The organism is Algoriphagus hitonicola (genome assembly GCF_900113375.1).
Classification (GTDB): domain Bacteria; phylum Bacteroidota; class Bacteroidia; order Cytophagales; family Cyclobacteriaceae; genus Algoriphagus; species Algoriphagus hitonicola.
This window is the reverse complement of the sequence record NZ_FOPC01000002.1, coordinates 299,422-313,771: the sequence shown is the minus strand read 5'-3', so window position 1 is coordinate 313,771 and position 14,350 is coordinate 299,422. Positions and strand designations below refer to the sequence as shown.

Annotated in this window: 11 protein-coding genes; 7 read left to right on the top strand and 4 right to left on the bottom strand. The window is 42.2% G+C overall.

Annotated elements, in window-relative coordinates; all coding sequences use genetic code 11:
• Positions 1-8: 8 nt before the first annotated feature.
• Positions 9-1,169 carry a tetratricopeptide repeat protein gene (locus tag BM043_RS04115; protein WP_177188418.1) on the bottom strand — a complete coding sequence of 387 codons (1,161 nt, stop codon included), beginning with the start codon at positions 1,167-1,169 and terminating at the stop codon, positions 9-11.
• Between the two features lie 196 nt (positions 1,170-1,365).
• Here BM043_RS04115 and BM043_RS04110 point away from each other — a divergent pair, with 196 nt between their 5' ends.
• Positions 1,366-1,965 carry a hypothetical protein gene (locus BM043_RS04110; protein ID WP_092789104.1) on the top strand — a complete coding sequence of 200 codons (600 nt, stop codon included), beginning with the start codon at positions 1,366-1,368 and terminating at the stop codon, positions 1,963-1,965.
• Here the strand turns inward: BM043_RS04110 and BM043_RS04105 are convergent, their stop codons facing one another.
• Positions 1,966-2,199, bottom strand: a complete 234-nt coding sequence (locus tag BM043_RS04105; RefSeq protein WP_092789102.1) for a hypothetical protein — start codon at positions 2,197-2,199, stop codon at positions 1,966-1,968.
• Between the two features lie 141 nt (positions 2,200-2,340).
• Between BM043_RS04105 and solA the strand changes: the two genes are divergently transcribed.
• Positions 2,341-3,462: an N-methyl-L-tryptophan oxidase gene (gene solA, locus BM043_RS04100; RefSeq protein WP_092789100.1), complete on the top strand. Its 1,122-nt coding sequence runs from the start codon at positions 2,341-2,343 to the stop codon at positions 3,460-3,462.
• A gap of 67 nt (positions 3,463-3,529) precedes the next feature.
• Positions 3,530-5,317: an ABC transporter ATP-binding protein gene (locus BM043_RS04095; RefSeq protein WP_092789098.1), complete on the top strand. Its 1,788-nt coding sequence runs from the start codon at positions 3,530-3,532 to the stop codon at positions 5,315-5,317.
• Here the strand turns inward: BM043_RS04095 and BM043_RS04090 are convergent.
• Complete coding sequence (locus BM043_RS04090) at positions 5,314-5,982, bottom strand: methyltransferase domain-containing protein (RefSeq protein ID WP_092789096.1); 669 nt, start codon at positions 5,980-5,982, stop codon at positions 5,314-5,316. The two genes, BM043_RS04095 and BM043_RS04090, sit on opposite strands and share 4 nt — an antisense overlap.
• Positions 5,983-6,139: 157 nt before the next feature.
• Between BM043_RS04090 and BM043_RS04085 the strand changes: the two genes are divergently transcribed.
• Entirely contained in the window at positions 6,140-7,510 is a 1,371-nt protein-coding gene (locus BM043_RS04085) for an exopolysaccharide biosynthesis polyprenyl glycosylphosphotransferase (protein ID WP_092789094.1), read from the top strand.
• A gap of 76 nt (positions 7,511-7,586) precedes the next feature.
• Here BM043_RS04085 and BM043_RS04080 read toward each other — a convergent pair whose 3' ends face one another.
• Complete coding sequence (locus tag BM043_RS04080) at positions 7,587-8,501, bottom strand: universal stress protein (protein WP_092789092.1); 915 nt, start codon at positions 8,499-8,501, stop codon at positions 7,587-7,589.
• A 102-nt stretch (positions 8,502-8,603) separates the two neighbouring features.
• Between BM043_RS04080 and BM043_RS04075 the strand changes: the two genes are divergently transcribed.
• The 3 genes from BM043_RS04075 (at position 8,604) to BM043_RS04065 (ending at position 14,280) form a co-directional block, all read left to right on the top strand.
• The gene (locus BM043_RS04075; protein ID WP_092789090.1) at positions 8,604-9,152 is read left to right on the top strand and encodes a 2'-5' RNA ligase family protein; all 549 of its coding nucleotides are present in this window, start codon (positions 8,604-8,606) and stop codon (positions 9,150-9,152) included.
• Positions 9,153-9,639: 487 nt separating this feature from the next.
• A complete protein-coding gene (locus BM043_RS04070; protein ID WP_092789088.1) occupies positions 9,640-12,777 on the top strand; it encodes a SusC/RagA family TonB-linked outer membrane protein in 3,138 nt (1,045 codons plus the stop codon).
• 12 nt (positions 12,778-12,789) lie between these two features.
• The gene (locus BM043_RS04065) at positions 12,790-14,280 is read left to right on the top strand and encodes a RagB/SusD family nutrient uptake outer membrane protein (RefSeq protein ID WP_092789086.1); all 1,491 of its coding nucleotides are present in this window, start codon (positions 12,790-12,792) and stop codon (positions 14,278-14,280) included.
• The last annotated feature ends 70 nt before the right edge of the window (positions 14,281-14,350 follow it).

Genomic DNA, 14,350 nt, shown 5'->3' with positions numbered 1-14,350 from the left:
GCAAAAACTCATTTACAGATTTTATCCAAAATCGGTTTTGCCTGCTCCATTCCCATGGACAAGGCTTGATTCAAATCCTGGCAAGCTTCCTCCTGCCGATCCAATCGATGAAAGGTAATTCCCCGGTGAAAATATCCCGTTGGATTTTGAGGGTCTAAGGCGATCAATTGGACAAAGTCGGCTAACGCTTCCTCGGCTTTATTTTGATAATATCGAGCTTGGCCTCTTCTGAGGAGGAGTTCGGGATCTTGATCGGCAAGGGTCAATGCATAAGAAAAATCTTCCTCGGCTTTTTCCCATTCTTTTAGCTTCGCAAATGCACTGCCTCGGTAATTCCAGTTTTCTACATCGTCCTGCATAATAGAAATGGCCTCTGTAAAATCCGCTATAGCTCCTTCAAAATCATCATGGGTCAGACGATGAAATCCACGTAATTTCCAAGCCTGGGGATTTTCGGGATCATCGGAGATGGATTGTGTCAATACTTCCAGCTTTTCTTTGTCCCCACCCTCTTCCAATAAAATGATTCGCTGCCGGGCCAAGTAATGATTGGGATTAATCTCTACGGCCTTTTTTAGGGATACCAAAGCTTCAGACTCTTGACCCAGCTCCATCAGTGCTTTGCCTTTTTCGGCATGAAAATCTGCAACATCATCTTGATACGATATCGCAGAATCCAAGTAAGATAGGGCTTTGGGATAATCTTCCATTCCCATTCGGCTCAGTCCCAAATGGTACAGCGTCTCGGAAGGATTGTCAGTTTGAGCGGTGAAAACACCGGAAAATCCACGGTCAGTGGCTGATTTTTTGTAGATCACCTGGGTGGTTTCTCCTTTGGGAAGGCGGAGATAAGATAGAAAATCCTCTTCGGCAAATTCGTAGCGCTCCAAGCGTAAATTTAATCTTCCCCTGCTCATATAGACTTCTGCCAGTTCAGGATTCAGCTCAAGTGCGATGGAGTAATTTTCTAAAGCAAATTGTACCCCATCTCCTTCGAAATTTTCATAGACCTGTCCCAAATACCAATAGCCAAGGGGGTCTTGGGGATTATTTTGAATCCACTTTTCGAAGTGCAAATAGGCCGTCTCATAGTCTTCTTGATTGAAAGCCTCTATTCCTAAGGCGTATTCCGAATCCGGACGAGCCTCTTGGGCAAGCAATTGGTTCATGCAAAGTAAAAAACAGAGACTTAAAATAAGACTTTTCATAGGTATTTATTCAGGCGCAATCCACTGAAAATCAATTATTATGACCGTTTATTAGAGTATTTTTTAGCCAGAAATTCAAAAAAATAACCTAATTTTACCCTTAGGCACATTTATTGATTTTCAGGCTTTCACCCCAGCCTTTCAAATTTAACGATACATGAAAAAATTTAACCGAAGCATTCTATTCTTTATTTTATTTTCCATTGCTTTTAATTCAGTTGCTCAGAATAGTTCGGATAGCCAAAATTCTCTCCAGTCAGGTACCATAAACAATCAGTTTGATTACATCTATGAAGTATCCAATAATTTTCAGGAATACAAAGTAGTAAAACGGACCAATCTAGACCAACTTAAAACGAATATTTTGGATTCGATGCAGACCATGCGAGCAGAAGTGATTGATCTTAAAAGTCAAATCAGAAGTCAAAACGATTCCACTGCGGCAATCAATCAGCGTCTAGCCCAGTCTGAAATAGAAAAGCAAGAAGCCATCGATGCCAAGGATAACTTTTCGTTTTTGGGAATAGGCATTCACAAGGCGGTGTATTCTTCCATTATGTGGATTTTAGTGGCTGTATTGGCTTCGGCGTTGGCGTTTTTTTCATTCCAATATTTCAAAAGCTTCAAGAAAATCCAAAAGGCCCAGCGGGATTTGGCTGATTTGCAGGAGGAGTTTGACCAGCATCGGAAAAATACCCTAGAGCGGGAGCGAAAACTTAAGCGCGAACTGATAGACGCACAAATGGGAAAATCCTGATCAAAAGGCTACCATAAACAAAAATCCAATCCAAAACACGATAATTCCGGCAAAAAAGGTGATCCGGCCCATCGCTTTTTTTGATTCATGGTTTTTAGATTTTTCGTAGGAATCAAATTCCACCACGCCCCCTTGCGTGGTGTTTTCGAATTCATATTTTTTTAATAAATCCAGTTTTTTGTAGCCACGGGATGCGATATAGCCCCCGAGGAGTATTATGATGAATCCAATCATTTTGCGATCTTATTTTAACATCAAGCTATGGGTTTTTTATACGGGATTTGGAAAGAATGATTTTCTGCCAAGACCTATTGATTTTGTGATGGGATAAAGTGATTTTTTGGTTAATTATGGATCTCAACAGCTTGGATTTTTATGAAAGAATATAACGCAATAGTCATCGGACTAGGAGCGGTGGGTTCCGCGGCCTTGTATTTTTTGTCCAAAAGCATGCCTCAGGTTATGGGGATTGATCGATTTGATCCCCCACATGCTATGGGTTCCTCGCATGGAGAAACCAGGATTACGCGTTTGGCTGTCGGAGAGGGTCAGGAATATGTAAAACTCGCCAGGCGCTCTCAGGAAATCTGGAAATTGATGGAGCAAGAATCTTCCGAAAAACTGTTTTGTCAGGTAGGAGGAATTCTACTTGATTCTGGGCTCCAGCCTTGGAGCAAATATGGGGGAAGCAGTTTTTTTGATACCACTTGCAAAATCGCCCAATCGGAAAATATCCGGCATGAGATTCTGAATGGGGTATCGATCCGAAACCGATACCCGGCATTTGTGGTCAGTGATCAATCGAGAGGATATGTGGAGCCTTCAGCGGGATATGTTTTTCCCGATCGGATTATTCGGACGCAACTTGAACTGGCCGAAAAAAATGGCGCAAAAATCCGCATCAACCAGCCTGTTCAGGCCATTCGGCAAAACAACGGTTGGGTGGAGGTTGAGCTTACGCAAGAGCGGATTCGGGCTAGGTATGTGGTGATTTCGGTGGGCGGTTGGATCAAGGACTTTGCTGCAAAAGAGGAAATAAAGAAATTCAAGATATGCCGTCAAGTGTTGCATTGGGTAGCTGTAGAAAAAGGTAGTCCGATGGCAGACCAGAATTCGGTTTTTATGTGGGGATATGGCCCAAGCCCTACTGATTTTCTGTATGGTTTTCCCAGTATGGACGGGGAAACCCTAAAAATCGCCTCCGAGCAATTCGAAGATGTCGGGCACCCGGATTCTATTCAGCGCTTAGTGAGTCAGGCAGAAAAGGATCTCTTTTGGGAAGAAAAACTCCGAGGGAAATTTGAGGGACTTTTGCCTAAGATCGAAAAAAGTGAAGTTTGCTTTTATACACTTACCCCAGATGCCAAATTTGTCATACTAAATCACCCACAAATGAATCAAGTAAAAATGGTTTCGGCTTGTTCGGGGCATGGATTTAAGCATGCTTCGGCCTTGGGAGAGGAGCTGGCTGGAGAGCTTTTGGCCTCATTCGGTTGATTGAAAAAAATAGTGCATGGTATTCCTGTGAAAAGGCCTAATTTTGCGGGTTGAAGTATTATTAAGCATGGCGAAAAAAAGAGGGAATGCTTTAGAAGAGCATGAAAAGCGGCGATTGAATAAGCAGAATTTCAGGAAACTGGGTGGGATATTCCAGTTTATGCTTCCCTATCGAGGGATGTTTTTTTTGGGTTTAGGTTTTTTACTGCTCTCCTCACTGACGCTGTTGACCTTTCCTTTTGTCGCCGGTAAACTGATCGATACGGCTCAGGGTTCCGAGTGGATAGTTTCTGATATCAATTCCATTGCTTTGATTTTGGTGGGGATACTGGCCGTACAGAGTCTATTTTCCTTTTTCCGGGTGTGGACCTTTGCCTTGGTTTCGGAGCGATCCATGCGGGATATTCGTCAGGCGCTTTACAGCAAATTACTTCGCTTGCCTATGACCTTTTTTGACAAACGGAGAACGGGTGAGTTGATTTCCCGAATCACCTCGGATGTGAGTCTTTTGCAGGATACATTTTCGGTTACCTTGGCAGAGCTTTTTCGGCAAATCGTCACTTTGGTCGCTGGGGTTGGGTTTTTGATATTCACCACGCCAAAACTGACCTTATTTATGCTGGGGACTTTTCCTGTGCTGGTCATTCTTGCGATGGTTTTTGGGCGATTTATCCGAACCCTCTCCAAAAAGACACAGGACGAATTGGCCATTGCCAATGTCATAGTCGAGGAAACCCTGCAGTCCATCGCGACGGTCAAGTCATTTGTGGGAGAAGCGTACGAATCTGCTCGCTATTCCAAAGGACTCAATAATGTAGTAGCGATCGCTTTGAGATCAGCCAAATATCGAGGGGCCTTTATTTCTTTTGTGATTTTTGCCTTGTTTGGAGGAATCGTGGCGGTAATGTGGTATGGGGCCAGTTTGGTGGCTTCGGGTGAAATGAGTACCGGTGAACTGGTATCATTTGTACTCTACACCACATTTATCGGTGGATCAATTGCAGGATTGGGGGATATTTATGGGCAAGTGCAAAAAGCAATCGGAAGCTCAGAACGGGTTTTGGAGATCATGGATGAAAAAGCCGAAACCAATATCGGTCGAAAGGGAGTGGGTTTTGAAGGAAAAATAGAATTTGATCATATTTCTTTTCACTATCCGACCCGACCTGAAGTAGAAGTACTCAAGTCGCTTTCTTTTTATGTCAATCCTGGGGAAAAGGTAGCGCTTGCTGGGCACTCGGGCGCTGGCAAATCGACCATAATTCAGCTACTACTTCGCTTTTATGAAGTCAATTCGGGTCAAATCAGACTCGATGGTGTGCCGCTCGAAGATTGGAATTTGGAAGAGCTCCGTAGCCATGTCGGGATGGTACCTCAGGAAGTTTTGCTTTTTGGGGGTTCCATTCGGGAAAATATAGCCTATGCCAAGCCCAATGCTACGCAAGAGGAAATTGACCTTGCGGCAAAAAAAGCGAATGCATGGCAATTTATTTCCCAGTTTCCAGAAGGGATGGACACCCTGGTGGGGGAACGCGGAGTAAAACTTTCAGGAGGTCAGCGACAGCGAGTAGCTATTGCTCGGGCGATTTTGAAAGATCCATCTATTTTGATTTTGGACGAGGCTACCTCTTCATTGGATGCTGAGTCGGAGGCTTTGGTACAGGAGGCCTTGGATGAGTTGATGAAAGGGCGGACGACCATTATTATTGCACATCGACTGGCTACTATCCGAAAAGTAGATCGAATCTACGTACTCAGCGAAGGAAAAATTGTGGAGCAGGGAAATCACTTGGAGCTTTTGGAAAAGGAAGATGGTTTTTATGCAAATCTTGTTCGACTTCAGTTTGCAGATTAAAAATTGTGAGCGGTGATGGATTTGCAGAGTCCAAGGACCCTTTCGAGGTAAAGTTTACTGTCCGGGAAAAGCTGTTTCATTTCTTTTTGGTCTAACAGCCGGATTTCTTCCAAGTATTGACTGGCGGCTGATTCGGGCCAGCGTTGCAATCGGCTGAGCTTGGTTTGGGTCAAGGTTTTGAAAAGTAATCCCTTTGGCCAAAACTGGGCAAATGGAAGAGCATAATGGGCTTCAACCGGGAAATAGCGATTGGGCGTTTGGACGAAATGTTTTTTGCCAATGCGAAGGATTTCCGAAGCCATTTTTTGCTGATTTTCAAAAGTATATAAATGCTCAATGACGGAGTTGGAAAAAACTAGATCAAAGGAGGAGTTCGTATATTCTGGCATGGCAGTGGCATCACCAGCCACGCTGATCAGTTTGGGATGGGAAGTTTTAGATTGGGAGAGATTGAGTAGGGTGATACTTAGATGCGGCATGTCTAGAATTTTGCTTCTTTTCCAGAATTCTGAAGTACCGCCTACATCCAAAATAGCAATGGGCTGATCAGCTGAAAAATGGCTAAAAAAAAGTGATTCGAATACAGCTTGTCGTCGTTGGCGAAATTTAGCTCCTAATGAATTAGGATTTTCAGATGAATCGAATAAATCGGAAAATGAAATCATGTATTGCCAATTGGCTTTTTGGATATAAATTAATATCAAAAGTAATCATGCTTGAGGATTCTTTTCTTAATTTTGGGCACGAAAATGAGCAATTCCAATACAAGGATCAAGCTAGCCTGGTTTTTGAAGTGTTCTGATTGTTTGCATAGGTATTTTTATGAAACGAAGATTTGATAAATATTTCCCCTGGTTATTTACGACAAGTGATTTTGTAGTCTCTTTCATTGCCTTGTTGCTATTAAATCTGATTCTGAGTGGATTAGGTGTTTTTGAGTGGGCAGAATTTGATGCATTTTTGCCCTTGTCGTTGCTTTGGTTATTGATCTCGGGACTCCGAAAAGATTATAAAATCGGGCGAACGGACGAGTATCAACAAACGCTTAGTCAGTTGTTGGTTACCGTCTTTTGGTTTGTGGGTGCTTCTGCCATTTTGTGGCTACCCTTTCAGACTCCGCAGCTCCAGGTAATTCCCGTTTTGACCTTGGGGATTGGGATGTTGATTTTGATGGGGGCATTCCGGGTTACTGTCCATATGATTTTGAGGAAGTACCGGGCCAAAGGGCATAATTTTCAGAATGCGGTCATTGTCGGTAAAGGTGGAACCAGTCCAAAACTGGCCGATGTGTTTCGCATCCGGAAGGATTTTGGGATCAATTTCCTTGGATATTTTGATGATCAGGCAAACTGTAATCAAACCCGTGGCGGGATCGCTGACTTTTTTAAAGAGGCGGGGGGACTTGATCTGGACTTGATATATATCCATGAGCATCTTGAGCCCAAGCTGGTGAAAAAAGTCATCGATTTTGCGGATGAAAATTACATCAAAGTAAAAATGATTCCCGGTGGAAGTCTTCAGTTGGAGAAGAATTTATCTTTTTCAAAATATGGAGAATTTTTTGTCATCAATGTCAATGAAATTCCCCTGGACAATCCCTTTAATAGTGTGGCCAAGCGGGCATTTGATGTGATTTTTGCCATTTTGGTGATTGTTTTTATTCTGTCTTGGTTGATTCCTTTGGTCGGATTGCTGATCAAGTGGGAGTCCAAAGGCCCGGTATTTTTTATTCAAAAGCGGAATGGGGTCAATAACAAGGAATTCAATTGCCTGAAGTTTCGGTCCATGACTCCAAACGATTATGCCGATTCTGTCCAAGCTGTGAAAAATGACCCGAGAGTCACCCGAATCGGATCTTTTTTACGGACGACCTCTCTGGATGAAATGCCACAATTTATCAATGTGCTCTTGGGAGATATGTCGATTGTCGGACCACGGCCGCATACAATTCCAATGAACAAAACTTTTAAAACGCAGATCGAGCGCTACAATTCCAGACATAAAATCCGTCCTGGAATCACTGGGTTGGCGCAGGTCCGTGGATATCGTGGGGAAATCGAAAATCCCTTTCAGATTAGATCACGGGTGCGGTTGGATTCCTTTTATATTAATAATTGGTCTTTTCTGCTAGACATGGGAATCATGATCAAAACTATTCATGAATTGTTATTCAATCGAGAAAACGCGTATTGATACTACTGCTCCCAAAAGCATACAAAAAAGCCCGATGAAAGTTCAATTCGTCGGGCTTTTTCCGTTTAGAAGCTCTTTAAAGCTTAAATAGTGCTTCAAAAAACCCCATATTTTCTCCTTTTTGTTTGAAGATCAGCATAGGAAGTACATTGTTTGCGGCGATGAGTTTTTCAGCGGTACTTCCGAGTAGCATTGCGGCTGATTTGGTACGGCCTCGCGAACCCATGATAAACATGTCTATATCTAATTTGTGAGCTTCTTTGAGGAGCAGTTCGCCAATATTATCTCCATCATTGAGAATAAAATCACAGGAAAGGTCGGGATGGTTATGTTTTGCAACGAATTTTTTAAAATCATTTTTGGCATGTTCCTTCATGATTTCGGAAAATTCTTCAAAGGATTTCCCCGTTTTGGAGTATCCGTGAGGGACTTCATAAAAATGCACAGGAAACAATTCGGCATTCAATTCATCGGCAATCCGCTCTCCAAAAGAATAAATCATGTGGTTATGCTGTGAAAAGTCTGTTGGGATCATGATTTTTTTCGGCAGTCCCTCGGAGCGTTTTTCTTGAAGTAGCATGACAGAGCAGGGGGCTTTTTTGGCGACGCCATTAGCAAGTGCTCCGCTACCTTTGAGCGTTTCTTTTCTACCCATGATGACGAGGTCGACATCTTTAATTTTAGCCCAGCGAAGGAAGGTGTCAAGCGGATGATCTCCTTCTTCGGCGATAATTTCGGTTTCGACAGATTTGGGAAAATGATACTCTTTCAGCTTTTGCTGAATCATCGCTTCAATGGTTTCATCCCCAGAAGCTACCAGGTTAGGGTATTTTTGGATGATATCTTCCGGCAGGGCAAGATTCTTGGAGACGTGGAGAAAATAGCATTTCTCAACCCCCAAAAACTCCAAAAACACGATGGTTTTCTTGATGAGTATATCGTCCATTTCGGTCAGATCCATTCCGACCATTACTTTAGAAAAAAACTTCATAGTGATTGTTTTTAGATAGGCTTAATTTAATGGATTGATTGAGTTTATTAAACAGTTTTTTTGTTTTTGGTGGAGTAAGTTTTTTCGGGGTAATTTTATGAGATGAAAGATTTGCAGAAATATTTTTTGGCGATAGTTCCACCTCAGCCATTTTTCGATCAAGTCGAAAGCCTAAAGGAAATGATTAGGCAAGATTTTGGGAGTAAATATGCTTTAAAATCACCAGCTCATGTGACACTGAAGATGCCGTTTTCTTTTTCGTTGAAAAATGAAGAGAAGCTTAAAAATAAACTTGAAATGTTTCTGGCGAATCAAAAGCAGTTTGAAATCAGAATTCACCACGTGGATTCCTTTGGCAAACGCGTAATTTTCCTGAAAGTCGAGGCACCGGAAAGTCTTCCTCATTTACAAATGGATTTGAAAATGTATTGTCAGCGGGAGCTGCACTTAATGCCGGAGCTCAGTGACCGAAATTATTATCCGCACATGACGGTAGCCTTTAAGGATCTAAAACCCTCGAGTTTTGATGGGGTTTTCAGCTTGGTTAGGGAGCAAAAATTGAATTTCCGATTTAGCGTAGAGGAGGTTAGTCTTTTGAAAAAAGTAGAGGGGCGATGGTTAAAAAACCATGATTTCATCCTTTTAAAGTAAGATTTACTTGATTTTGGGTGTAGTCCAAAGAATTTTTTATCCATTTAAGTAAAAAGTATAATGAGTGGCATATTTGGACTTTTGTGATTTTGATGCTATAAAATTTTCCGAACACTATTTTCAAAGCGTACAACAATCAAATAAAATCCTGAAATGAATTGCTAAAGACCACATATTCAGAATAATATACTGAAAAATCACTAGTTTACAACAGGGTATAAATATATAAAGATTCTAATAATGCATAGGTTCAGCCTGTTTTAGCTATTTTTTAAAAATTAAATTTTGTTAATTCGATTTAAAAGAAATAAGATAATTGCGGACACTGTCCAAAAAATTTTTAATGCAGTATAATTTCGCATTTTTTTAATATTCGAAATTATATTTTGATTATTTAACCTGAAGCTGGTTATTCCAAATTTGTTTAATGCCCTTTTTCATTTGCATCTTGCATATTGAAAATTTAAATCATCTAAAATTTTAACCTATGAAGAAAGTTTTACTAGGTTTTGCACTTACCCTTCTGACAGTCGTGTCGGTATGGGCGCAAAACAGAACGATCACTGGTAGGATAGTAGCCGATGATCAGCCGGAAGGCTTGATCGGGGTCAACGTCCTAGTGAAAGGAACGACGATCGGAGTAGTAACCGACCTTGACGGTAACTATTCGATCAGTGTTCCTGAAAGCGCTACCACACTAGTTTTTAGCTATATCGGCTATAGAAGTGTGGAGGAACAGATCGGCAATAGATCTGTCATCGACTTAACCATGACTGAGGATTCTCAGAATTTGGACGAAGTAATCATCACTGCTTACGGTGGTACGGCTGATAAAGGAAACTTTACAGGTTCTGCGATCTCTCTTAAAGGAGATCAAATCGCCAACCGACCAATCAATAACGTGGTAAATGCGATTGAAGGTCAGTCTCCTGGTGTAATTACTACTTCGGCTTCTGGACAGCCTGGATCTACTCCTGCAGTTCGAATCAGAGGGGTAGGTTCGGTAAACTCATCTTCATCACCACTTTACGTGGTAGATGGAGTGCCGTTTGATGGTGATCTATCCAACTTGAACCCAGAAGATATCGCTGACATGACGATCATGAAAGATGCGTCTTCTACTTCACTTTACGGCTCGAGAGCGGCAAATGGTGTCATCATGATTACCACCAAAACTGGTAAAAAAGACCGACCTACTGTCAATTTCAGAGTACAGCAAGGGGTATCTGGAAGAGCGCTTCCAGAATATAGCCGTGTGAACGCTGATCAGTATTATCCTTTGGTTTGGGAATCCTTGAGAAACACACAACTTGGACTAGGAGATTCTCCTACCGATGCTGCGGCTTTCGCTTCTGATGAGTTGATCAATGTATTGGGATATAACATCTACAATGTGCCAAACAATCAAATTGTCGGTGCAGATGGTACTTTAAATCCAAACGCAGTTAACAATTTCCAAGGCCTTAACTGGTTTGACGAATTGCAGCGAACTGGTGACCGTAAGGAATACAACTTGACTTATTCTGGTGCTACCGGCAAGACAGATTACTATACTTCATTCAACTACTTGAATGAAAAGGGATTTGTAATTCGTTCAGATATAGAGCGATTCACTGGTCGATTGAATGTGAATACCCAGGCAACCGATTGGTTGAAGACTGGAATTAACCTTTCAGCTACCTTGACAGAGGGAAACAATGCAAGTTCTGGTGGTTCCTCTAGTTTTGTAAACCCATTCTTTACGGCTCGATCTATCGGACCGATTTATCCAGTGTTTGCTCAGAATATGCAGACGGGTGGATTTGTATTGGATGACTTAGGAAATAGAATTTACGATACTGGTGACTTGGAGCAGTTTGGACTTCCTAGAAGAGGCCCGGGTTCATTCCCAGGTCGACATGTCGTTCAAGAGACCTTATTAAATGAGGATCGATTTGATCGAGATGCCATTTCTTCGAGAGCGTATATGGAAGTAAGATTCTTGAAAGATTTTACGTTCCGAACCAATATTGCCACCGATATCACTTCATTTCTCGGTATTGGATATGACAACACCATCGTTGGTGATGGCGCTCCAGCTGGACGAACCAGTCGATCCAATGTTAGAACCAATTCCTTGACCTTCAACCAATTGTTGACTTATAGCAAGACATTTAACGAGAAGCATTTTGTGGATGCATTGGTAGGTCATGAGAACTACGATTTGAAAATCAACCGTCAGTTTATTTCGAAGCAGGATCAAATTCTTGCTGGAAATATCGAGCCAGACAACTTTGTAACAATCAACTCTGCTTCTGGCCGATTGGATAGAGAGACTATCGAATCTTATTTCTCCAGAATCAACTACGTGTATGATGATAAGTATTCCTTCTCTGCTTCCTTGAGGTCTGATGGATCTTCTCGTTTTGCAAAGGACGTAAGATGGGGAACATTCTACTCTGTAGGGGCTTCTTGGGCAATTGACCAGGAAGACTTCTTTAACTTTGATAACATTCAGCTATTGAAGTTGAGAGCTTCTTACGGTGAGGTAGGTAACAACAGCGTCGGAGGATTTTATCCTTGGCAGGCCCTGTATGACCTAGGGTTCAACAATGCTTCTGAGCCAGGTATCCTCCAAGCGTCTCTTTCTGCTTTGGATCTACAGTGGGAATCCAACAATACCTTTGATATCGGATTGGATTTTGCTTTTGGCAACCGATTCTCCGGTACCTTGGAATATTTCAATAGAGAGTCTCAAAACTTGTTGTTTGAGGTACCACTTTCTTTGACTACTGGTTTGAATAGCAGATTCCAAAATATCGGTACGATGGCTAACCGTGGTATTGAATTCAATATCGCCGGAGATATCATCCGAGGAAATGACTTCAAATGGACTGCCAACTTGAACGTATCTACTTTTGAGAATGAGTTTAAGGAGCTTCCTTTTGATGAGCAAATCGTAGGAACCAAAAAATATGTAGTCGGAAACGGAATCTATGACTTCTGGTTGAGAGACTGGTATGGCGTTGATCCTCAAACCGGTGAAGGTCTTTATCGAGTAGATGAGTATGATGCGAGTGACGAGAATCAGCAGATCATCGGTCAAGATACCGTGACTACCCGATTCCAGGATGCCCGTTTCCACTTTGCTGGTGATGCGATTCCTGATTTCTTTGGTGGTTTGACTAATACCTTTACCTATAAAGGATTCTCCTTGAACGTATTACTTAGCTTCGCTATCGGTGGAGATATTTATGATGGAATTTATGCGGGATTGATGTCAGCAGATCCTGATGGAGGAGCACTTCATCAAGATATCCTAAACAGGTGGCAAGAGCCTGGAGACGTAACAGACGTTCCTAAAATGGACGTAACTGGTGCAGCTCAGACTAATGTGGCTTCTGATCGATGGTTAACGGATGCTTCTTATCTCAACCTGCGTTCCGTGAACCTATCCTACACAATTCCAAGAGCTACCTTGGAGAGATGGAAAATGAGAGGTGCTACCGTGTATTTGGCGGGTGAAAACCTAGGTTGGTTGTCCGGAAGAAGCGGCATGTATGTTTCTGGATCTTTCAATGGAACAACTGCAAATACTTTCACACCAGCGCGTACTTTCACGTTGGGAGTTAATGTGAACCTGTAATCTACCAAGACAATGAAGAAATTATTAAGTAAAATATTCCTACTCGGTGCCATCCTTAGTTTTGGATGCTCTGAGGATTATTTGGAAACCATCCCTACGGATGCGGTTTCTGAGACAGCGGTCTTTACGACTACTCAAAATGCGATGACCGCATTGAATGGTATCCACCGATCTATGTTTATCCGCTACGACTCGCAAGGTCAGCCGGGTGAAGGAGGCGTGATGATTATGAGAGATGTGTTAGGTGATGATTTGGTCATGACCTCTACAGCAAACGGTTGGTTTGTCTCTATGTCCAGATGGCAAAATCATACGGTAGAAACTTCAGGTGATGTACGGTTTGCGTGGAGATTCTACTACAAAATCATTGGTAATGCCAATATGATTATCACTAATATCGATAATGCAGAAGGTCCCCAAGAAGAAAAGGATGAAATCAAAGGACAAGCTTTGGCTTATAGAGCTTGGGCACATTTCAACTTAGTTCAGCTTTTTGCTGAGCGATATACTCCAGGAGGAGGTAATGGACAGCTAGGTGTACCTATCGTATTAGAGCCGATCACTGAAGGTGGTGCTAGAAACACAGTAGAGGAAGTGTATACTCAAGTGAATGCTGATTTGGACGAAGCAATCGCACTTTTGAACGAAAACCGAAATGCGAAGTCTCACATCAATGTGAATGTAGCCAGAGGGATCAAAGCAAGAGTGGCTTTGACCCAAGGTGACTACAGCACTGCTGCACAATTTGCCGCTCAGGCTCGAGAAGGATATGATTTGATGTCTCCTGAGCAGCTTTACGAAGGATTCAATAATGTGGACAATCCAGAGTGGATTTGGGGAAGCCGTCAGATCGATGATCAGCAGACCTTCTTTGCCTCATTCTTCGCTTACCTCTCTGTAAACTTCAGTTCGATCAATGTTCGTAATAACCCAAAAGCAATCAGCTCTACCTTGTACGACATGATTCCTGAGTCTGATTTTAGAAAAGGGCTTTGGGATCCTAATGCATCTGATCCTGAATTGAGAGATCCATTTATTGACGAGGTGACGTTGTCAGCTTTTGCCAAAATCGATTATATGAATAGAAAGTTTGTCGCTCAGGCTAATGCGTCTTCTGTAGGAGATGTTCCTTATATGAGAGCTGCTGAGATGTATTTGATCGAGGCTGAGGCTTTGGCAAGGGGCGGAAATGACGGTCAAGCTGCGCAGGTCTTGTTTGATTTTGCTTCGCAAAGAGATCCGGAATACACCATGTCTTCCAACACTGGGGATGCCTTAATCGAAGAGATTATGGTTCAGAGACGGATTGAGCTTTGGGGTGAAGGATTCAGATTCTACGATTTGAAGCGTTTGAACTTGCCTTTGGACAGAAATGGAGCAAATCACGTTTCTACTGTTATCAACGGTAAATTCGAAGAGCCAGCCGGATCAAACGACTGGTTGTGGAGAATTCCGCTCTCTGAATTGAATGCCAATGAAAATATGGTTCAAAATCCACAGTAATTAGAACCAACAAAACAAATTTGAAAAGTCCGGCTTTTAGTCGGACTTTTCTTTTTTAGGGGATTTAGGA